Consider the following 19,062-nt stretch of genomic DNA (forward strand, 5'->3'; position numbering starts at 1 on the left):
GGCCGACGGCGATGACCGCGGCGGCGCGCTCGCGCAGGCTCGGACGCTGCGGCTTGGGCGGCGCCGGCTCGGGCCGGTCGGCCGCCGGCACGATCCGCTCGGGATGGATGACCCCGAAGCCGCTGAATCCCGCGAAGCTGCGGCCGGCGCCGAGCCGCGGCGCGCCCGACAGGTCGACCGCCACCGCCTGCCGGGTCCCGGCGAGACGCCAGCGCACCGGCACGGCCCGGAAGGTGCGCTGCCGTGCCAGCGCCTCGGCGAGGGCGGGCTCCGCCTCGACCGGCCCGGCGAGGAGCGCCTCCCAGCTCTGGCCGACCGGGGAGGCGCCGACGGTCTCGGAGAGGCGCCCGGTCGCCTCGATCACGAGGCCGTGGGCGTCGCTGCGCCACAGGAAGCGGAGGCCCGGACCGGCGGCCGGCCGCGGCTCCGCCGGGGCGGGGCCGGCCTCGGGGGCTTGGATGGGGGCTTGAGTGTGAGGTTGGGTTTGAGACGAGGGGGCCCCGACCGGAGCCTCGGCGGCGTCGGGCGCGGGATGCTCCCGCGCTGAGGCGAGAGCGGGCGTAATGGGCTCCCGCGTCTCGGGAACCTGCGCGACGGATTCCTGCGCCGCCCCCCGGCGTCCGCGCCGCGTGGGCAGGGGATCGACGATCGCGACGGCGAGGCCCGTAGTCCCGTCCGGCAGGAGCGCCGGCAGGCAGGCGCAGAGCAGGGGCGGCGCGAGGCGACCGGCGGTGAAGCGCAGGCGCTCCAGCCGCGGCTGCGCCGTGCCGGTGGGCAGGCCTGCGGCGCCGCGCAGCTGCCGCGCGAGGTCGAGGGCCGGGTCGATCCGGCCCTCCGCGTCGCCGATCGCGTCGCGCAGGGACGCCGCCGCCGGGGAGGCGTACAGCACGCGTTCGGCGCCCGGATCGAGCAGCAGGACGGCGCGGTCGGCTCCGGCGATTCGCTGACCGAAGGCCGGATGGGCCCTCAGGGCCTCGATCGTCGTCTCGAAGAGCACGTCCCGACCCACTGCCACTCCTTTGGCACCCCTCACCGTGCCGGATCCTGCGAGATCCGGGCCGAACCCTCTTCGCTTTAACCCAACTGACATCGTCCCGCACCGGCACGAAATGCGCAGTCGTTGCGTTATGGTGCCGTCAACCTTAACGAACCCCGGAAAGGTGGCGTTTCACCCAAAGCGTGCTATTGTGCAGCGCACAATACGTGCCGGGTCCCGACCGCGCTGCGGCAAGGTTCCAAGCGTCCCGCGCCGAGGGCCGCGTCAAAAAACGAGGAGACGAACATGACCCAGACCCCGAACTACGAGATCCCGACCGAGATGCGCGATTTCGCGGAGAAGAGCGTCGAGCAGGCCCGGAAGGCGTTCGACTCCTTCATCGGCGCGGCCCGCAAAACCTCCGACACCCTCCAGGGCTCGGCCGAGATGGCGCGCAACAACGCGCAGGACGTTTCCGGCCGCGGCTTCTCCTTCGCCGAGCAGAACGTGAACGCCGCGTTCGACCTCGCGCAGAAGCTCGTCCGCTCGCGCGACATCCAGGAAGCGATGCAGCACCAGGCCGAGTTCGTGCGCAGCCAGTTCGCCGCGATGCAGAACCAGGCCCGCGAGTTCGGCGGTCTCGCCCAGAGCGCGATGCAGCAGAGCGCCGAGAACGCCAAGCAGGCGATGCAGCAGAGCGCCGAGCAGGCTCGCTCGGCCATGCAGCAGGGTGCCGAGCAGGCCCGCCAGGCGATGCAGAAGGGCACCGACGCCGCCCGCAGCGCCACCGACCAGGCGACCAACGCCGCCAAGGACGCCGCGTCCTAGGATCCCGCGCGGGCCCGCTTCCGGCGGGCCGGACCGTGATCGGGCCGCGCTCCTGACGGAGCGCGGCTTTTTTCGTCGGGACGGTCCGGATCAGGCCGGGGCGTAGCCCGGCTTCTTCAGGATCGTGTCGGCCTTGGCGACGATGTCGGGCTCGTAGACGGACGCGGTCCAGGCGCTCGGCTCGACATCCTCGACGCCGACCGAGACCGAGCCCTCGGAGCAGCCGGTGGCGGTCATGATCGCCTTCGTGACCTCGTCGGCGATACGCTGCTTCTGCTCGTCGCTGCGGCCGGCATAGAGCTTGACGATGATGTGCGGCATGGAGCGGGTTCTCCTCTCTTAGCGGGCGCCGTACTCGGCGTCGGTGACCGGCTCGAGCCACGTCACGGCGCTGCCATCGAGCTTTTCCTGGATGGCGATGTGGCTCATCCCGGTCGTGGCGCTCGCCCCGTGCCAGTGGCGCTCGCCGGGCTTGAACCACACCACGTCGCCGGGACGAATCTCCTCGATCGCGCCGCCCTCGGTCTGGGCCCAGCCGAGGCCCGCGGTGACGACGAGGGTCTGGCCGAGGGGATGGGTGTGCCAGGCCGTGCGCGCGCCCGGCTCGAAGGTGACGTGGGCGCCGGCGACCCGGGCCGGCTCGCCCGGGCTCATCAGCGGATCGATCCGCACCCGGCCGGTGAAGTACTCCGCGGACCCCGCCTGCGAGGGGCGGGATCCGCTCCGGTTGATCTCCATGATGCTCTCCTGGCGTGCGAACCGGGATCTAGCCCGGTCCCGGCCCGTCCCGCCAGGGGAAGGCGATCAGCGCGCCGCGTCGCGGCCGACCCGGCTGTGGCGCCGGCCGTAGCCGAAGTAGATCGCGAGCCCGATCGCCAGCCAGACCACCAGCCGCAGCCAGGTCTCGCCGTCGAGGGACAGCATCATCGCGAGGCAGACCAGGATGCCGGCCGCCGGCACGACCGGCACCAGTGGCACCCGGTAGCCGCGCGGCTCGTCCGGGTGGGTGCGGCGCATGATGACGACGCCCGCGCACACGATGATGAAGGCGAGCAGCGTGCCGATGCTGGTCATGTGGCCGAGCGTGCTGATCGGCGTCAGGCCGCCGAGCAGCGCGGCGAACACCATGAAGAACAGGTTCGAGCGGTACGGCGTGCGCCAGGTCGGATGGATTGCCGCGAAGAACTTCGGCAGCAGCCGGTCGTTCGCCATGGCGTAGAACACCCGCGACTGGCCGTAGAGCAGCACCAGCATCACGGTGGTGAAGCCCGCGATCACGCCGAGCGTCACCAGAGTCTGGAGCCAGGGGAACGGCGTCTGCTTGATCGCGGTGGCGACCGGCGCCGCGTCGCCCTTCATCGAGGCGTAGGGGACGAGGCCGGTGAGCACCGCCGCGAAGGCGATGTAGAGCACCGTGCAGACCGCCAGCGAGCCGAGGATGCCGACCATCATGGTGCGCTGCGGGTTCTTCACCTCCTGCGCCGCCGTCGAGACCGCGTCGAAGCCGATATAGGCGAAGAACACCACGCCGGCCGCCCGCATGATGCCGCTCCAGCCGTACTCGCCGAAGGTGCCGGTGTTGTCGGGGATGAACGGCACGTAGTTCTGCGCCTTGACGTAGAACAGGCCGACGCCGACCACGGCGAGCACCACCGCGACCTTGATCACGACGATCACGCTGTTGACCCGGGTCGATTCGCGCACGCCCCGCATCAGCAGCAGCGAGATCAGGCACAGGATCAGCACCGCCGGCAGGTTGACGAGGCCGTGCACGCTCGATCCGTCGGCGAGCGTGATCATCTCGAACGGCGAGTGCAGCAGCCGCGGCGGCAGGGTAATGCCCCAGTCCTGGAGCAGGCTGGCGACGTATTTCGACCAGCTCACCGAAACGGTGGCGGCGCCGACCGCGTATTCGAGGACGAGGTCCCAGCCGATGATCCAGGCGACGAACTCGCCCATCGTGGCGTAGGCGTAGGTGTAGGCGCTGCCCGAGACCGGGATCATGCTGGCGAGCTCGCTGTAGCACATGCCGGCGAGCGCGCAGCCGATCGCCGCGATGGCGAACGAGATCACCACCGCCGGACCGGCATTCTCCGCCGCCGCGATGCCGGTGAGCGAAAAAAGCCCGGCACCGATGATCGCCCCGATGCCGAGCCCGATCAGGCTGAGCGGCCCGATGGTCCGCTCCAGGGCGTGGCCGCTGCCCTCTGCGTCCTGCCGCAGGCGGTCGATGGGCTTCGTTCGCATCAACCCGTCCGTCATGCTCTCCGCCATCCGTGTCCTCCCGCTCGGGTTTCTTTCTCGACGCAGCGTCAGCGCGGACGGTGCATTTGTCGACATCGTGGCGAATGCCGGGTCGTGCGCATGGCAGGATGCACCGCCGATCGCAACCCCGCGACCGCCTCGCCCGCGACGCATCGGCGGCTTGCCGACCCGGCCCCCGCCTCCGTACTCTTGGATCAACGAGACAAACGAGGAGGACGCCCCCATGTGCCGGATCTTCGCCGAGCAGACGCCGGAGCGCTACGCCTACGAGACGCGCTCGCTGCGGATCGGCGGGCACTGCACCTCGCTTCGCCTCGAGACCGCGTTCTGGACCATCCTGGAGGAGATCGCCCGCCAGGAGGGTCTCAGCGTCGCCAAGTTCGCCACCAAGCTGCACGACGAGGTGCTGGAGCGCCACGGCGAGGTACGCAACTTCGCCTCGCTGCTGCGCTGTTCCTGCCTGATCTACCTGTCGCAGGGCCGCCCGGCCGCCGCCCCGGTGCTGATCGCCGCCGAGTAGCGCCTCACCCGGCATCCTCCAGGATCATCGCGGCGCCCTTCTCGGCCAGCATGATCGTCGGCGAGTTGGTGTTGCCCGAGGTGATGCGCGGCATCGCCGAGGCGTCGGCGACCCGCAGACCCCGCACCCCGCGCACCCGCAGGCGCGCGTCGAGCACCGCGCCCGAATCGTGGTCGGCCCCCATCCGGGCGGTGCCGACGGGATGGAAGATCGTGGTGCCGAGGTCGCCCGCCGCCTGCAGCAGGTCGGCGTCGCTGGCGATCGAGGGACCGGGCAGGTGCTCCTCCGGCCGGTAGCGGGCGAGCGGCGCCTGGGCGACGATGCGGCGGGTGAGCTTGAGCGAATCCACCGCCACCCGGCGGTCCTCCTCGGTCGAGAGGTAGTTGGGCCGGATCTCCGGCGGCGCCGCGGGGTCGGGGCTGCCTGCATGCACGCTGCCGCGGCTCGACGGGCGCAGGTTGCACACGCTCGCCGTGAACGCCCCGAACGGGTGCAGGCCCTCGCCCCACTTGTCGAGCGAGAGCGGCTGGAAGTGGTATTCGAGGTTCGCCGTGGCGTAGTCGGGCGAGGAGCGGGTGAACACCCCGACCTGGCTCGGCGCCATGGTGAGCGGCCCGGTGCGAAACAGCGCGTACTCGACGCCCATCCAGCCGCGCTTGATCAGGTTGGCGTAGGTCAGGTTGAGGGTCGGCACCCCCGTCACCTTGTAGACCGGCCGGATCTGCAGGTGGTCCTGCAGGTTCTCGCCCACGCCCGGCGCGTGATGCGCGACGTCGATCCCGAGGCCCCGGAGCCGCGCCCCGTCGCCGATGCCCGACAGTTCGAGGAGCTTCGGGGTCGCGACGGCGCCGGCCGAGAGCACCACCTCGCCGGTCGCCCGGGCGAGGTAGCGGCGTCCGCCGCGCTCGAACGTCACGCCGACGGCGCGTCCCGCCTCGATCACCACCCGCTCGACATGCACGCCCGTCTCGAGCCGCAGGTTCGGGCGGTTCAGGGCCGGCTTGAGGAAGCCGCGGGCCGCGCTCCAGCGCCGGCCGCGGCGCTGGTTGACCTGGAAGTAGGACGAGCCCTCGTTGTCGCCGGTGTTGAAGTCCGGGATCTTGGCGATGCCGGCCGCCTCCGCGGCGTCGCGGATCGCGTCGAGGATCGCCCAGCGGATCCGCGGCGGCTCGACCCGCCACTCCCCGCCGGAGCGGTGGAAGCTGTTCGGCGGCGCGATGTGGTCCTCGTGCTTGAGGAAGTAGGGCAGCACGTCGTCCCAGCCCCAGCCGTCGAGGCCGAGCTGGCGCCAGCCGTCGTAGTCGGCGGCCTGGCCGCGCATGTAGATCATCGCGTTGATGGCCGAGGAGCCGCCGATGACCTTGCCTCGAGGATAGGCGAGCCGGCGCCCGTTCAGGCCGGCCTCGTCCTGGGTGGTGAACAGCCAGTCCGCCCGCTTGTTGCCGATGGCGAAGAGGTAGCCGGCCGGGATGTGGAACCAGATCCAGTTGTCGCGCCCGCCGGCCTCCAGCACCAGCACCCGCCGGCGCGGATCCGCCGAGAGGCGGTTGGCGAGCACGCAGCCCGCCGAGCCCGCCCCGACCACGACGTAGTCGAAGCTGCCGAAATCCTCGAAACCACTGCCGGCCGTGGTGCCTGCCATCGCGCGTTCCGCCCTGATGTCTCGTTTTCTGGCGGCCGGTGTAGCGCATTCCCCCGGCGACGGCGCAAGAGGTTGCCGCTAAGCTCGCCGAAAAGCGGGGAGGGGACCGATGGGGCGGAGTTTCGGAATCGCGGCCGGCCTCTTGGCTGGGCTCTTGGTCGGCCTCGCCGGCGGCCCGATGGCGGCGCCGGCGCTCGCCGGAGAGTGCGGTGCGCTCGCCAATCTCAGGATCGAGGCGGTGAACCTCCACTCCGCCGCCGAGGTGCCGGCCTCCGGCGACCTGCCGGCCTATTGCCGGGTGCTCGGTACGGTGCGGCCGGCGATCGGCTTCGAGGTGCGGCTGCCGCTGCGAGACTGGAACGGCAAGTATTACGGCACCGGCTGCGGCGGCTTCTGCGGCACGCTCCTGTCGGACGCCCCCGGCTTCACCAACGCGATGAATTACGGCCTGCGCCGGGGCTACGCCGCCTCGACCATGGATGGCGGCCACTGGGGCACCGGCTCGGCCGACGGACGCTGGGCCGCCGGCGACCTCGTCGCCCGGATGGATTGGGGCCAGCGCGCCGTGACCGAGACCGCCCGGGTCAGCAAGGTGCTGGTGCGGGCCTTCTACGACCGGCCGCAGCGGAAATCCTATTTCGCCGGCTGCTCCACCGGCGGCCGCATGGCGGCGATGGAGGCGCTGAAATACCCGAAGGACTTCGACGGGATCATCAGCGGGGCGCCGGCCCTCGACTATACCGGCCTCGTCGCCACCGGCTTTGCCTGGGTGGCGAAGGCCAATACCGGCCCGGACGCCGGGCCGATCCTGACGACGGCGCGGGCCAAGCTCGCGACCGAGGCGGTCGCCGCCGCCTGCGGGGCCAAGGAGCAGGGCGGCCTCGTCGCCGACCCGCGGCAATGCCGCTTCGAGCCCTCGTCGCTGCGCTGCACCGGCGGCCCCGCGCAGACATGCCTGAGCGAAGCGGAGATCGGGGTGCTGGAGAAGTGGTACGCCGGCCCGACCGACGCCTCCGGCCGCGCCCTCTATCCGGGCGGCATCCCGCTCGGCTCGGAGGCGCATTGGCCGCGCTGGCTCACCGGGCTCGGCAACGCGCCGGCGATCCTGCCGCTCTTTGCCGGCGACTTCCTGCGCTACATGGCGTTCTGGCCCTCGCCCGGGCCGGGCTATCGGGTCACGGATTTCGACTTTTCCGCCGACCCGGCGCGGCTGGCGCCGCAGGCGCAGACCTACAACGCCGCCACGTACGATCCGGCGAGCGCGACGGTGCGCCCGGTCGCCGACCTCTCGGCCTTTCGCGAGGCCGGCGGCAAGCTTCTGATCTATCACGGCTGGGCCGATTCCCTGGTGACGCCGTTCATGACGGTCGCCTTCTACGAGGCGCTGGCGAAGGGTGCGGGCGGCCTCGACGCCCTGGGCCAGACCGCGCGCCTGTTCATGGTGCCGGGCATGGACCATTGTGGCATCGGCACCGAGGGGCCGGGCATCGCCGACACGGGCATTGATCCCCTGACCGCGCTCGAGCGCTGGGTCGAGGCCGGCGAGGCGCCGCGCGAACTCGTGGCGACGAAGCGCGATGCCGGCGGGTCGGTGCTGTGGTCGCGCCCGGTCTGCGCCTACCCGCAGGTGCCGCGGGACGAAGGGGCCGGCCTCGCCTGCGCGGCGCCGTGACGCGCTACCGGGTGCGAGACTTTGTCTCGCACCCGATTGGCTTGGCCAATCGGATTAGGGCGTGACTCCGCCAATGCGGGCGGATTTTCTTCAACTTCTGACGTGTTAGAAATTGCCGACGGCCGCTTTCGTGGCATTCAATGCCGCAGGAGTGGCGGACATGACCGACGACGCACGACCTCGGGTCCTTGCGATCACCAGCATCACGGCCGTCAGCACGATCGACGGCGGCGATACCCTGGCGGCCGAGGTGAGCGGGCCGGATGGTGGTACGGTCTTCCTGCTCATCCCCCTCGGGGCCGCCGGCGCCCTGATCACCCAGCTCACCGACGCCGCCGAGCGCGGTGCGCAGGAGCGGCGCCTGCACAGCCGCGGCCGCCTGCCGGTGGTGGAACTGTCGACCTTCGACCCGTCGGCGTAAAGATCGTTCAAATGTGAACGGTCGGCTGCACCGATCGTTTCGAGGGACCGGCGAGAACGGGCTTCCGCCGTGGAGGTCCCTCTCTTGTCGTTCAGAAACCGGTTGCGATTCGAGCACCAGCTCGCCGCCCTCGTCGGGCTGCTCTGCCTCGCCCTCGTGGGGGCGACGGTGGGCGGGGCGATCTGGCTCGAGCGGCGCAGCGCCGTGCGGCTGGCCGAGGAGCGCCTCGAGCGCCTCGCCGGCGGCATGGCCGAGAGCCTCGACGCCACCCTGCGCGAGCGCTTTCGCGAGATCCAGGTCGTGGCCGGCCTCGCGCTCCTGCGCGAGCGCTGGACCGCCGATCCGGCGGCCGCCCGCGGCGTCCTCGCGGCGATGCGCACGACCGCCCCGGACTATGCCTGGCTCGGCTTCGTCGCCGCCGACGGCCGCGTGACGATCGGCACGGAGGGGATGCTGGAAGGCGTGGCGATGAACGGCCGGACCTGGTTCGAGGCCGGCCTGACCCAGCCCAATGTCGGCGACGTCCACGAGGCGGTGCTGCTGAACCGCCTCCTCCACCGCGCCGGCCCCGAGCCCCTGCGCCTCGTCGACCTCGCCGCCCCGGTGCGCGATGCCGCCGGCACGGTCATCGGCGTCCTCGGCGGGCACCTGAGCTGGGACTGGGCCTCCCGCGTCCGCAAGCGCCTGCTCGAGACGGCGGCCCCCGGCACCGAACTGTGGGTGCTCGACCGGCGCGGCCGGGTGCTGCTCGGGCCCCAGGTCGGCGCGGTGCCGTTCGGTCCGGCCCTGACCGGCGGCATGGTCGAGCGCGGCAGCGGCACCTTCGCGGTGGAACTCGGCGCAGAGGCGATACGGGCCGGCTTCGCCTCGGCGGCCAGGGGCGAGCGGGCCGAGATCGCCGGCGGCGATCCCGCCCTCGGCTGGATCGTGGTGGCGACCCGCCCGCAGGCCCGGATCCTCGCCCCGGTGCACCGGTCGATCCGTCCGCTCCTCGCCCTCGGCGCCGCCGTGGCCCTGGTCGGCGTCGTGCTGGCCTGGTGCCTCGGCCGCGGCGTGGCCGCCCCGCTGCGCCGGATGACCGTGGCGGCCGACCGGATCGGCCGCGAGCCCGACGCCACCACCCTGCCGCACCTCGATCACGCCCGGGAGTTCCGCGAGCTGTCGGCCTCCCTGCAGGCGCTCCTGCGGCGGATCGGCACCGCCGAGCGCGAGCTGAGCGACGCCACAGACCGCTCGACCCGTGTCGCCGCCTTCTACCGGCGCCAGATCGAGGCCCTGCGCCAGGTCGCCGGCACCGACATGCTGACCGGGCTCCTCAACCGCCGCGGCTTCGTCGTGCCGGCCGAGGAGGCCTTCGCCATCGGCCGCAGCGGCCGCGGCGCCGCGGTGCTCGTGATCGACATCGACCACTTCAAGCGCGTCAACGACGAGCACGGCCACGATGCCGGCGACGCGGTCATCCGCCATGTCGGCGCCCTGCTGGCGGAGGCGGTGCGCGGCTCCGACACCGTGGCCCGCTTCGGCGGCGAGGAGTTCGTGGTCCTGCTCGTCGGCCTCGGCTCCGCCGAGGCGGTGCTGATCGCCGGGCGCTTGTGCGCGGCGGTGCGGGAGACGACGGTCACCCATCCGGGCGGCACGATCGCGGTCACGGTCAGCATCGGCGTCGCGATGGTCGCCGGGCAGGACGCCGACATCCACGCGGCGATCGCCCGCGCCGACGCGGCGCTCTACGACGCCAAGGCGCGCGGCCGCGACCGCGTCGGCATCGCCCCGGGCACCGGCGGGACCGAGCGGGCGGCGTGAATGGCGGGCAAGCCACTGCGGACCGGACCGGCGCGAACCGGGAACCCGAGCGGAAATCGCCCTGTTATTACTCCATATGAGTATCGTGGAGCGATGGAGGCGACGATAATGAAAGGCGGATTGCTCTGGCTGATCGGCATACCGATACCGATCATCCTGATCCTGTTCTTCCTCGGCTACCTGCACTGACGAGGTCGGTTCCCTGGGCGGGCCAAGCCGTCTCCTGCGCCCGGCCGGCTCGCGGAAATCAGCGACAGGCAAGGCGCGGGTTACCCTCCGTCCCCCGTCGGCGGGGAGGAGCCCAGCCCGTGCTCCGTCTCATCTCGATGCCGTCCCCGGTCGCCCCGCGGCTCGCCGGGAGAGACCCCCGCGCGTCACCCTCGGCGCCTCTGCTTCGAATCCTCTCGCGTGCCTCGACCATCGCGGCCGCCGTCCCGTCTTCGATATCCCGGCCTGCACCCTTGCGCCGGGCGCCGGAGGCTTGGCAGACAGGTCCCCGGGCGGGAGCGCGAATGCGACGCCGCCCGCGGCGGGAGCCGTCGGCCTCCCGCGTCAGGACGGGAGGAGACGGACATGACGGATGAACGCGCGGGCCAGCCGCTCGCAGGACCTCTCGCGGGCAAGATCGCCTGGGTGACGGGCGCGGGCAGCGGCATCGGCGAGGCGGCGGCGCTGGCCCTTGCGGGCGCAGGGGCCCGGGTGGTCCTCACCGGACGCCGCCGGGAACCGCTGCAAGAACTCGCCGCGCGCATCGCGGCGGCCGGCGGCGCGGCGGAGGTCGAGGCCGGCGACGTGACCGACGCGGCCCGCGTCGGCGCCATCGTCGCGCGGATCGGCGAGCGCTTCGGCCGCCTCGACGTGCTGGTGAGCAATGCCGGCAGCAACGTGCGCGAGCGGCGCTGGGACGCCCTGTCGCCGCAGGGCGCGCAAGAGGTCATCGCCGCCAACCTGTCGAGCGCGTTCTACGCCTCGCTCGCCGTGCTGCCGCTGATGCGCGCCCAGGGCGACGGCGTGCTCATCCACACCGCCTCCTGGGCCGGACGCTTCGTCAGCCCGGTGAGCGGGCCGGCCTACACGGCGGCCAAACACGCCGTGGTGGCGATGAGCCACAGCATCAACATGGAGGAATGCGTCAACGGGATCCGCTCGACGGTGCTGTGCCCGGCCGAGGTCGCGACCCCGATCCTCGACAAGCGCCCGGTGCCGGTGACGCCCGAGGACCGCGCCCGCATGCTCCAGCCCGACGACATGGCGGCGCTGATCCTGTTCGTGGCGACGCGCCCCGGGCACGTCTGCCTCAACGAGGTGGTGATCAGCCCGACCTGGAATCGCGGCTACGTGCCGGATGCCCGCCTGGGCTCGCGCCTCGGCGCCTGACGGACGGAGGTCGGGCGGGTTCGCCCGCGCGGACCCCGGGTGACCGTCGTGCGGTCGCCCGGGGCCCTGCGGGAGGTCACCCAGGGCCCTGCGGGAGCCTGGGTCTCAGGCGCCCCGGCCTGCGGCGTCGGCCTGCTCGGCTTGCGCCTTCAGCTCCAGCTCGCTCCGATGGAGCCGGCTGAGCAGCATGAGCATGCGGCCCGGCAGGGCCGTATCCTCGGCGGTGAGCGGCGCCGCGCGGCGCCAGGAGGCCGCATCCCGGGAGGGAGCCGGGCGGGCGGGGAGGTGAGCGGTCTCTGCGGAAACTTCCGGCTCGACCTGCTCGCGGAGTCGGGTACGCATCGCACGATCCTTCGACGGCCGGTTTCTGGCGACCGGCGCCGCTATGAACGCCGACCCGGTGCTGCGGTTCCGTCGCGACACGCGGCTCTTCCGCAGGGGCAGGGCGAGTGTGGCGTGAGTGCCACAGCGGGCCGGGGCGACCGGTGGGCCGGCCGCGGCGCCCTCTTGCCGGAGGGGCGTGACGGGGCGGTGACGGCGGGCGGCGCGGATGCTATTGGCGCGGGCATGCTCGAAGGCCTGCCGCCCCACCGCCCGACCCACGTGCTCCGTCTCGATACGAGCGAGCGCGCGGCCCGCGCCATGACCGACCTGATCGGCGAGGTGTTCGACCCGACCGAGACCGCGGTCGCGGCCTTCGAGGCCGAGGACGGCAAGACCTGGCACCTCGAGGCCTACTTCTCCGAGGAACCCGACGAGGAGGCGGTGCGCGAGCTGATCCGCCCGATCCTCGGCGACGCCGCCGACGAGGCGGTCTTCGCGGCGATCGACCAGCAGGACTGGGTCCGCGCCTCCCTCGAGGGGCTGAAGCCCGTGCGCGCCGGCCGCATCCTGGTCCACGGCTCGCACGACCGCGGCCGGGTCCAGCCGAACGACCTGCCGATCGAGATCGAGGCGGCGCTCGCCTTCGGCACCGGCCACCACGGCACCACGCTCGGCTGCCTCCTCGCCCTCGTCGACGAGGTCAAGCGCCGCCGGCCCCAGCGCGTCCTCGATGTCGGCACCGGCACCGGCATCCTGGGGCTCGCCGCCGCGCGCCTGCTGCACAGCCGCGTCATCGCCGGCGACCTCGACCCGGAGGCGGTGGCCACCGCCCGCACCAACGCCGCCTTCAACGGCATGGCCAACCTGATGGCGTTCTACGAGGCGCCGGGCCTGCGCCACCCGCTCGCCCGGGTCGCCCGCGGCTACGACCTCGTCTTCGCCAACATCCTGGCCCGGCCGCTGCGCGGCCTCGCCCCCAGCCTCGCCCGCGCGGTGGCGACGGACGGCACGCTGGTCCTGTCGGGCCTGATCCCCCGCGACGTGCCGGGCGTGCTCTCGGCCTATGCCGCGCAGGGCTTCCGCCTGCGCCGGCGCCGGCTGATCGAGGGCTGGGCCACCCTGGAGCTGCGCCGCGGCGGCGCGGCGCCCCGCCCGCGCTAGATCTCCGAGCCGGGCTCCACGGAACGGGCCCAACCCTGATCGGTTGTCCGGGCATCGCCGCTTACCGGTAGGGGGTATGTGTACCCCCGAGCCGGGGCGGCCCGTGCGCGGACCGCCAATCCCGGCCTCCGCGGCACGCGCCTCGGAGACCGATCGGCATGAAGGCCCTCGTCTGGCACGGCACCGCGGATATCCGGTGCGACACCGTTCCCGATCCGACGATCGAGGATGGTCGCGACGCGATCATCAAGGTCACCGCCTGCGCCATCTGCGGCTCGGACCTGCACCTCTACGACCATTTCATGCCGGGCATGAAGTCGGGCGACATCATGGGCCACGAGACCATGGGCGAGGTGGTCGAGGTCGGGCGGGACAACAAGGCGCTCAAGGTCGGCGACCGGATCGTCGTGCCGTTCACGATCATCTGCGGCCAGTGCGACCAGTGCAAGCGCGGCAACTTCTCGGTCTGCGAGCGCACCAACCGCAACGCCAAGCTCGCCGAGGCTGCCTTCGGCCACACCACCGCGGGCCTGTTCGGCTACACCCATCTCACCGGCGGCTATGCCGGGGGCCAGGCCGAATACCTGCGGGTGCCCTTCGCCGACGCGACCCACATCAAGGTGCCGCGCGGCCTCTCCGACGAGACGCTACTCTTCCTCTCCGACATCTTTCCGACCGGCTGGCAGGCGGCGGTCCAGTGCGACATCCAGCCGGAGGACACGGTGGCGATCTGGGGCTGCGGCCCGGTCGGCCAGATGGCGATCCGCTCGGCGATCCTGCTCGGGGCGCGCCGCGTCATCGCGATCGACCGGGTGCCCGAGCGCCTCACGATGGCGCGGGCCGGGGGCGCCGAGACGATCGACTTCGACCGGGAATCGAACGTCGTGGCGCGCCTCAACGACATGACCGGCGGCAAGGGGCCGGAGAAGTGCATCGATTCGGTCGGGATGGAGGCCCACGCCACCACCTCGCTCGATGCGATCTACGACCGCGCCAAGCAGGCGGTGATGCTGGAGAGCGACCGGCCGCACGTCCTGCGCCAGATGATCATGGCCTGCCGGCCGGCCGGCGTTCTGTCGATCCCCGGCGTCTATGGCGGCCTGATCGACAAGGTGCCGTTCGGCGCGGCGATGAACAAGGGCCTGACCTTCCGCATGGGCCAGACCCACGTCAACCGCTGGAGCGACGACCTCCTGCGGCGGATCGAGGAGGGCCAGATCGACCCGTCCTTCGTCATCACCCACACGGTCGGCCTCGAGCAGGGACCGGAGATGTACCGCACGTTCCGCGACAAGCAGGACGGCTGCATCAAGGTGGTGATCAAGCCGTGAGCGGGAAAACCATGAACCACGCGCGCACGAACCTCTCCGTCGACCCCCGCTCCCGCTCGGCACACGACGCGCTCGCCCGCGGCCTCGGCTGGTTCTCGATCGGCCTCGGCCTCGCCGAGATCCTGGCGCCCCGGGCCCTGTGCCGGGCGCTCGGGATGGAGGGCCGCGAGGCCCTGGTCCAGGCCTACGGCGCCCGCGAGGTCGCCACCGGCGCGGCGATCCTGATGAGCCACGATCCGACGCCGTGGATCTGGGGCCGGGTCGCGGGCGACGCCCTCGACCTCGCCACCCTGGCGACCGGTTTCGAGGGCGACAATCCCCGCGCCGGCACCCTGGCGCTGGCGACCGCCGCAGTGGCCGGGGTGACGCTCGCCGACATCGTCTGCGTCCAGGGGCTGACCGCCGACAAACGGCTGCCGCCGCCCGGGACCTACGAGTACCATCACCGCAGCGGCTTCCCCCGCGGCCTCGCCGCCGCCCGTGGCGCCGCCCGCGATTTCGCGGTGCCGCGGGACTTCCGCATTCCCGACGCCTTGCGCCCCTGGCGCAACGGCCGGCCGGCAGGGTGAGGGCGAGACCCTCGCTTCCGGTCTCGCAGGCCGCTGCCAAAAAAGAGAGGGCCGCCTTTCGGCGGCCCTCCATCTCCGGTCGGTCTCGACGCTTATTCCTTGTCGCCGCGATGGATGCCCTTGTCGCGGTTCTCCTTCAACCGGCCGTCATCCGAGTGCTGGACGGTGCCCTGGTTCGGCGCATCGGGATTCTTATGGTTATGGCGACCGTTGTCGTCAGTATTGCTCGACTGAGACTGCTGCTTCTTGTCGGCCATATCCGTATCTCCCGTGATATGCGGCGCGCCGCGGTGAATGTCTCGATAACATATGATCGGGATGCGGGTTCCTGGGCGAATCGCGTGACTGCGCGCGGCGGAGCGCGACATTCCGTCGGGCTCGTTTCTCGTCGCAGGCGGCTGGACAGATCTTGAAATCGAGCCGAGCCTTGCCAGGCGGCATCGCGCGGCGGCGGGGCTCCGCACGGCGCGCGGCACCCCCGATCCTGCCCGTCAGGACGGCGTTGACGGGCGGAATGGTCGCGCCTATCAATTATAGCAACAGCTATAATGATGAGCCGTTGCGATGCGCCACGCCCATGTCCCGCTCCCCTTCCGCATCGCAGGTTCCGTCCTGCCCGGCTTCGTCCTGGCCTGCCTCGCGGCCGGGATGGCGGGCTCGCCCGCCCGCGCCCAGTCCCTGCCTACCGCCGCCGAGAACCAGACCCCCGGCGACCTCGACAGCGAGCACCTGTTCGGCTTCACCGAGGGCAGCGACCTCGGCGTGCCCGGCGAGGCGGAGCTCGAATGGGAGACGAGCGGGCGGCTCGGCCGGCGCCTCGGCCGCTTCCTCGCCGTCGACAGCGGCCTCGCCGCGAAGGTGCCGCTGACGAACGACTTCCGCCTCGCGCCGGGCCTCACCTTCAACGGCTATGACATCAGGCATGCCATCGGGAATGACATCGGGGCGCCGGATGCCCCGGCCCGGACCACCGGCGGCATCAACGGCGGCTTCCTCGAGACCCGCCTGCGCCTGATGGACCGCCGCGCCGCGCCGTTCGGCCTGACGCTCGGCATCGTGCCGGGCTACGGCACCGTCGACAGCGGCTCCGGTGCGCCGGCACGCAGCTTCGGGACCGATGTCGCCCTGCTGGCCGACCGGGAGCTGATCCCCGGAGCCCTGGTCGCCGCGGTCAATCTCGGCTTCGCCGTCTCGTCGACCCGGCCGAAGGCCACGGACGAGCAGGTGCTCGGATCGGGTCTCGAGGCGTCCGGGGCGCTGTCCTACCGGGTCTCGCCCGGCCTCTTCGCCGGCGCCGAGGTCCGCTACGCCCGGACCTACGAGGGCCCGGCCCTCGGCCGGCTCGTCGGCGAGGCGGTCTATCTCGGGCCCACCCTCTACGCCACCCTGTCGCCGCGGGCCTGGGCCTCGTTCACCTGGGGCGTCCAGGTCGCCGGGCGGTCGGTCGACGCGCCCGGGCCCCTCGACCTGTCGAGCTTCGACCGGCACCAGATGCGCCTGCGCGTCGGCTACAGCTTCTGACGGCGGAGGCGTGCCGCACCCGGGGTTCCGTTGCCCTGGTAGAAAATCTCCTCTAGCGTCACCGCATGAGCCCGACCCGCCCGACGATGACCGTCCGAGGCCGACGCTGCGTTCGACGCGGTCGGCGTGACGGGGGCGTGTAGCTCCTCGTCAGCTTGAGCGGCCTTCGCGCTGCTCGCTTGCACCCACACCGGATCGCATCCTCCCGAGCCTCGCGGCCGTGAGCGCGGCGGGGCGTCACCTGCCCCGTGCGGTGGAGCCCGATCCCTCGGGGCCGGGGCGCAAGAAGGCGAACACCCGTGAAGACCATCAACCCGCCGAGCGTCTGAACCGTGCCGGAACCGTTCCGCACGATCTACACCCATGCCGCCGAGGTCCCGGCAGGCCGCAGCCTCTTCGTGTCCGGACAGTTCGGCGTCGCGCCGGACGGGCGGATGCGCGAGGATTTCGTCGGGCAGCTCGGGCAGGCGATGGACAACGTCGAGGCCTTGCTCGCGGCGGCCGGGATGGGACGGCCCGACATCGCCAAGGCGACGTTCTTCCTCACCCGTTCCGGCGATCTTCCGGGGCTCGGCGCGATGCGGCGGGCGCGCTGGGCCTCCGACACGCCCGCCGCCGTCACCGTCCTCGTCGTCGCAGGCCTGGCCCGGCCGGATGCGCTGATCGAGGTCGAGGTGACGGCCGTCGCAACCCCGCCGGAGGCGCTCGCCCTCGGGACCCTGCGCCCCGCGACCAAGGCGGACGTCCCGGCGATCCGGTCCCTGGTGCGGGCGGCCTATGCGAAGTGGGTGCCGGTGATCGGCCGGGAGCCCGTGCCGATGACGGCCGATTACGCGCAGGCCGTTCGCCTGCACCGCTTCGACCTGCTGGAGCGGGAGGGCGCGCTCGTCGCCCTGGTCGAGACGATCCTCCGGGCCCGACCATCTCTGGGTCCAGAACCTCGCGGTCTCCCCCGCCCATCACGGCCAGGGCCTCGGCCGGGCGATGCTGCGGCGGGCCGAGGACGTCGCCCGCTCGCTCGGGCACGGCGCGATCAAGCTGGTGACGAACCCGGCCTTCGCCGGCAATGTCGAGTTCTACCGGCGGGCGGGCTTCGTCGTCGAGCGCGAGGAGCCGTTCCGGGGCGGCGTCGCGGTCCATCTCGCCAAGACGCTCTGACGAGGCGCCACGAGCGGAAGCCGGCCCGGCACCGGGCCGGCCCTGCGACGGCGGGCGCGGGGTTTGCTACCCCACCCCCGTCGGCCCATCGAGCGCCAGCCGCACCCGCCGCGCCAGCTCCATGCGGCGGTAGGGCTTGTTGATGATCTCGAACTCGCTGCCGCCGGCATCGGTGCGCTCGATCGAGGCCTCGGCGTAGCCGGTGGTGAGCAGCACCCGGATGCGGGGCTGGCGCTCGCGGGCGGCGCGGGCGAGGAGCACGCCGTTCATGCCGCCCGGCATGATCAGGTCGGAGAACAGGAGGTCGACCTTCTCGCTCTCGTCGAGGAGGTCGAGCGCCTGCCGGGCGTCGTGGGCGACGAGCACCGTGTAGCCGAAATCCTCCAGGATCACCTTGGCGGTGTCGGCGACGTCCGCCCGGTCGTCGACCACCAGGATGGTCTCGGTGCCGCTGCGGTCGGCGGCCCGCGGCGCCGGGCGGCGCTCGGCGGTGACGACCTGGTCGGTGGCCGGGAAGAGCAGCCGCACGGTGGTGCCGCTGCCGACCTCGGAGGTGATCCGCACGGTGCCGCCGGACTGCTTGGCGAAGCCGTACACCATGGCGAGGCCGAGACCCGTGCCGCGGCCCTCCTCCTTGGTGGTGAAGAACGGCTCCATCACCCGGGCCAGGATCTCGGCCGGCATGCCGAGGCCGGTATCCTGCACCTGCACCACCGCGTAGGGGCCCGGCCGCACCATCAGCAGCAGGCCCATCTCGTCGTCGATGGTCAGGTTCTCGGTCTTGATCGTCACGGTGCCGCCGCCCGGCATCGCGTCGCGGGCGTTGAGCAGCACGTTGAGGAGCGCCACCTCGGCCTGGGTCGGGTCGATGCGGCAGTTCCAGAGTTCGGGCGAGAGGTCGGTGCGCATGACGACGTGATCGCCGAGCGTGCGCCCGGTGATCTCGTTCATGCCGCGCACGAGGTTGTTGAGGTTGAGCGGCCGCCCGTCGAGGCGCTGCTTGCGGGCGAAGGCGAGGAGCTGGTGGGTGAGCCGTGCCGCCCGGTCGGTCGCGGCGCGGATCGCCGCCCCGGCGCCGAGCAGCCGGTTCACGTCGATCGTCGGGTGCTCGGCCAGCGCCATAACCACGTCGGTGTAGCCGCTGATGACCTGGAGCAGGTTGTTGAAATCGTGCGCGATGCCGCCGGTGAGCTGGCCCAGCGCCTCCATCTTCTGGGCCTGGTGCAGCGCCAGCTCGGCGTCGCGCCGGCGCGACACGTCGAGCTGCGAGCCGAAGAAGTAAACCAGGTCGCCCTTCTTGTCGTAGACCGGCGAGACGAACAGCGCGTTCCAGAACGTCGAGCCGTCCTTGCGGTAGTTCAGGATCTCGGTGGCGATCTCCTTGCGCTCGGCGATGGCGCGGCGCACTTCGGTCACCGTCTCGCGATCGGTCTCCGGGCCTTGCAGGAATCGGCAATTGGTGCCGACGAGCTCTTCCGGCGTGTAGCCGGTCAT

18 protein-coding genes and 2 pseudogenes are annotated in these 19,062 nt (G+C 72.1%); 12 read left to right on the forward strand and 8 right to left on the reverse strand.

Going from position 1 to position 19,062, the window contains the following annotated elements; translation table 11 throughout:
* Positions 1-1,015: pseudogene (locus tag HPY23_RS10875) on the reverse strand (hypothetical protein); the annotation flags it as partial.
* 267 nt (positions 1,016-1,282) lie between these two features.
* Between HPY23_RS10875 and HPY23_RS10880 the strand changes: the two are divergent.
* Entirely contained in the window at positions 1,283-1,804 is a 522-nt protein-coding gene (locus tag HPY23_RS10880) for a phasin (protein ID WP_060848141.1), read from the forward strand.
* A gap of 90 nt (positions 1,805-1,894) precedes the next feature.
* On the opposite strand, the gene HPY23_RS10885 is transcribed toward HPY23_RS10880, so the two are convergent.
* From HPY23_RS10885 to HPY23_RS10895, 3 genes are all read right to left on the reverse strand, one after another.
* On the reverse strand, positions 1,895-2,125 hold the full coding sequence (locus tag HPY23_RS10885) for a tautomerase family protein (protein ID WP_060848140.1): 231 nt from the start codon (positions 2,123-2,125) through the stop codon (positions 1,895-1,897).
* Between the two features lie 18 nt (positions 2,126-2,143).
* Positions 2,144-2,542, reverse strand: coding sequence for a (R)-mandelonitrile lyase (locus HPY23_RS10890; protein ID WP_060848139.1), 399 nt, complete (start codon positions 2,540-2,542; stop codon positions 2,144-2,146).
* A gap of 66 nt (positions 2,543-2,608) precedes the next feature.
* Positions 2,609-4,051, reverse strand: coding sequence for an amino acid permease (locus tag HPY23_RS10895; protein WP_236012801.1), 1,443 nt, complete (start codon positions 4,049-4,051; stop codon positions 2,609-2,611).
* Positions 4,052-4,292: 241 nt separating this feature from the next.
* Between HPY23_RS10895 and HPY23_RS10900 the strand changes: the two genes are divergently transcribed.
* The gene (locus HPY23_RS10900; protein ID WP_048429858.1) at positions 4,293-4,589 is read left to right on the forward strand and encodes a ribbon-helix-helix domain-containing protein; all 297 of its coding nucleotides are present in this window, start codon (positions 4,293-4,295) and stop codon (positions 4,587-4,589) included.
* Positions 4,590-4,593: 4 nt separating this feature from the next.
* On the opposite strand, the gene HPY23_RS10905 is transcribed toward HPY23_RS10900, so the two are convergent.
* Positions 4,594-6,231 carry a GMC family oxidoreductase gene (locus HPY23_RS10905; protein ID WP_091884189.1) on the reverse strand — a complete coding sequence of 546 codons (1,638 nt, stop codon included), beginning with the start codon at positions 6,229-6,231 and terminating at the stop codon, positions 4,594-4,596.
* Between the two features lie 109 nt (positions 6,232-6,340).
* On the opposite strand from HPY23_RS10905, the gene HPY23_RS10910 reads away from it, so the two are divergent.
* The 4 genes from HPY23_RS10910 (at position 6,341) to HPY23_RS10925 (ending at position 11,504) form a co-directional block, all read left to right on the forward strand.
* Positions 6,341-7,903, forward strand: coding sequence for a tannase/feruloyl esterase family alpha/beta hydrolase (locus tag HPY23_RS10910; RefSeq protein ID WP_091884187.1), 1,563 nt, complete (start codon positions 6,341-6,343; stop codon positions 7,901-7,903).
* Between the two features lie 160 nt (positions 7,904-8,063).
* Positions 8,064-8,324, forward strand: coding sequence for a hypothetical protein (locus tag HPY23_RS10915; RefSeq protein WP_091884185.1), 261 nt, complete (start codon positions 8,064-8,066; stop codon positions 8,322-8,324).
* Positions 8,325-8,408: 84 nt separating this feature from the next.
* A complete protein-coding gene (locus tag HPY23_RS10920) occupies positions 8,409-10,127 on the forward strand; it encodes a sensor domain-containing diguanylate cyclase (protein WP_139234909.1) in 1,719 nt (572 codons plus the stop codon).
* Between the two features lie 573 nt (positions 10,128-10,700).
* Positions 10,701-11,504 (forward strand): SDR family oxidoreductase, encoded by an 804-nt coding sequence (locus HPY23_RS10925; RefSeq protein WP_091884182.1) that lies wholly within the window; start codon positions 10,701-10,703, stop codon positions 11,502-11,504.
* 105 nt (positions 11,505-11,609) lie between these two features.
* On the opposite strand, the gene HPY23_RS10930 is transcribed toward HPY23_RS10925, so the two are convergent.
* Positions 11,610-11,846, reverse strand: a complete 237-nt coding sequence (locus HPY23_RS10930; protein ID WP_091884180.1) for a hypothetical protein — start codon at positions 11,844-11,846, stop codon at positions 11,610-11,612.
* Between the two features lie 225 nt (positions 11,847-12,071).
* Here HPY23_RS10930 and HPY23_RS10935 point away from each other — a divergent pair, with 225 nt between their 5' ends.
* The 3 genes from HPY23_RS10935 (at position 12,072) to HPY23_RS10945 (ending at position 14,889) form a co-directional block, all read left to right on the forward strand.
* The gene (locus HPY23_RS10935; RefSeq protein ID WP_060848130.1) at positions 12,072-12,989 is read left to right on the forward strand and encodes a 50S ribosomal protein L11 methyltransferase; all 918 of its coding nucleotides are present in this window, start codon (positions 12,072-12,074) and stop codon (positions 12,987-12,989) included.
* Positions 12,990-13,147: 158 nt separating this feature from the next.
* Positions 13,148-14,320 (forward strand): zinc-dependent alcohol dehydrogenase, encoded by a 1,173-nt coding sequence (locus HPY23_RS10940; RefSeq protein ID WP_060848129.1) that lies wholly within the window; start codon positions 13,148-13,150, stop codon positions 14,318-14,320.
* Between the two features lie 11 nt (positions 14,321-14,331).
* A complete protein-coding gene (locus HPY23_RS10945; RefSeq protein ID WP_091884177.1) occupies positions 14,332-14,889 on the forward strand; it encodes a cyclase dehydrase in 558 nt (185 codons plus the stop codon).
* Positions 14,890-14,981: 92 nt separating this feature from the next.
* Here the strand turns inward: HPY23_RS10945 and HPY23_RS10950 are convergent, their stop codons facing one another.
* Entirely contained in the window at positions 14,982-15,146 is a 165-nt protein-coding gene (locus tag HPY23_RS10950; RefSeq protein WP_167543933.1) for a hypothetical protein, read from the reverse strand.
* A 307-nt stretch (positions 15,147-15,453) separates the two neighbouring features.
* On the opposite strand from HPY23_RS10950, the gene HPY23_RS10955 reads away from it, so the two are divergent.
* The 3 genes and pseudogenes from HPY23_RS10955 (at position 15,454) to HPY23_RS10960 (ending at position 17,568) form a co-directional block, all read left to right on the forward strand.
* Positions 15,454-16,410 (forward strand): DUF6662 family protein, encoded by a 957-nt coding sequence (locus HPY23_RS10955; RefSeq protein WP_236012802.1) that lies wholly within the window; start codon positions 15,454-15,456, stop codon positions 16,408-16,410.
* A gap of 332 nt (positions 16,411-16,742) precedes the next feature.
* Positions 16,743-17,084, forward strand: a pseudogene (locus HPY23_RS34040) (RidA family protein); the annotation flags it as partial.
* 154 nt (positions 17,085-17,238) lie between these two features.
* Positions 17,239-17,568 carry a GNAT family N-acetyltransferase gene (locus HPY23_RS10960; RefSeq protein WP_329618802.1) on the forward strand — a complete coding sequence of 110 codons (330 nt, stop codon included), beginning with the start codon at positions 17,239-17,241 and terminating at the stop codon, positions 17,566-17,568.
* A 66-nt stretch (positions 17,569-17,634) separates the two neighbouring features.
* Here the strand turns inward: HPY23_RS10960 and HPY23_RS10965 are convergent.
* Positions 17,635-19,062, reverse strand: a 1,428-nt coding sequence (locus tag HPY23_RS10965; protein ID WP_236017667.1) for a histidine kinase famiy protein, incomplete at its 5' end; no start/stop codon positions are given.

Origin of the sequence: Methylobacterium ajmalii (genome assembly GCF_016613415.1) — a bacterium.
Classification (GTDB): Bacteria; Pseudomonadota; Alphaproteobacteria; order Rhizobiales; family Beijerinckiaceae; genus Methylobacterium; species Methylobacterium ajmalii.

Excerpts from the sequence above, each read along its gene's own strand:
- HPY23_RS10880 (WP_060848141.1), top strand. The coding sequence starts at position 1,283 with ATGACCCAGACCCCGAACTACGAGATCCCGACCGAGATGCGCGATTTC.
- HPY23_RS10885 (WP_060848140.1), bottom strand. The coding sequence starts at position 2,125 with ATGCCGCACATCATCGTCAAGCTCTATGCCGGCCGCAGCGACGAGCAG.
- HPY23_RS10890 (WP_060848139.1), bottom strand. The coding sequence starts at position 2,542 with ATGGAGATCAACCGGAGCGGATCCCGCCCCTCGCAGGCGGGGTCCGCG.
- HPY23_RS10895 (WP_236012801.1), bottom strand. The coding sequence starts at position 4,051 with ATGCGAACGAAGCCCATCGACCGCCTGCGGCAGGACGCAGAGGGCAGC.
- HPY23_RS10900 (WP_048429858.1), top strand. The coding sequence starts at position 4,293 with ATGTGCCGGATCTTCGCCGAGCAGACGCCGGAGCGCTACGCCTACGAG.
- HPY23_RS10905 (WP_091884189.1), bottom strand. The coding sequence starts at position 6,231 with ATGGCAGGCACCACGGCCGGCAGTGGTTTCGAGGATTTCGGCAGCTTC.
- HPY23_RS10910 (WP_091884187.1), top strand. The coding sequence starts at position 6,341 with ATGGGGCGGAGTTTCGGAATCGCGGCCGGCCTCTTGGCTGGGCTCTTG.
- HPY23_RS10915 (WP_091884185.1), top strand. The coding sequence starts at position 8,064 with ATGACCGACGACGCACGACCTCGGGTCCTTGCGATCACCAGCATCACG.
- HPY23_RS10925 (WP_091884182.1), top strand. The coding sequence starts at position 10,701 with ATGACGGATGAACGCGCGGGCCAGCCGCTCGCAGGACCTCTCGCGGGC.
- HPY23_RS10930 (WP_091884180.1), bottom strand. The coding sequence starts at position 11,846 with ATGCGTACCCGACTCCGCGAGCAGGTCGAGCCGGAAGTTTCCGCAGAG.
- HPY23_RS10935 (WP_060848130.1), top strand. The coding sequence starts at position 12,072 with ATGCTCGAAGGCCTGCCGCCCCACCGCCCGACCCACGTGCTCCGTCTC.
- HPY23_RS10940 (WP_060848129.1), top strand. The coding sequence starts at position 13,148 with ATGAAGGCCCTCGTCTGGCACGGCACCGCGGATATCCGGTGCGACACC.
- HPY23_RS10945 (WP_091884177.1), top strand. The coding sequence starts at position 14,332 with ATGAACCACGCGCGCACGAACCTCTCCGTCGACCCCCGCTCCCGCTCG.
- HPY23_RS10950 (WP_167543933.1), bottom strand. The coding sequence starts at position 15,146 with ATGGCCGACAAGAAGCAGCAGTCTCAGTCGAGCAATACTGACGACAAC.
- HPY23_RS10955 (WP_236012802.1), top strand. The coding sequence starts at position 15,454 with ATGCGCCACGCCCATGTCCCGCTCCCCTTCCGCATCGCAGGTTCCGTC.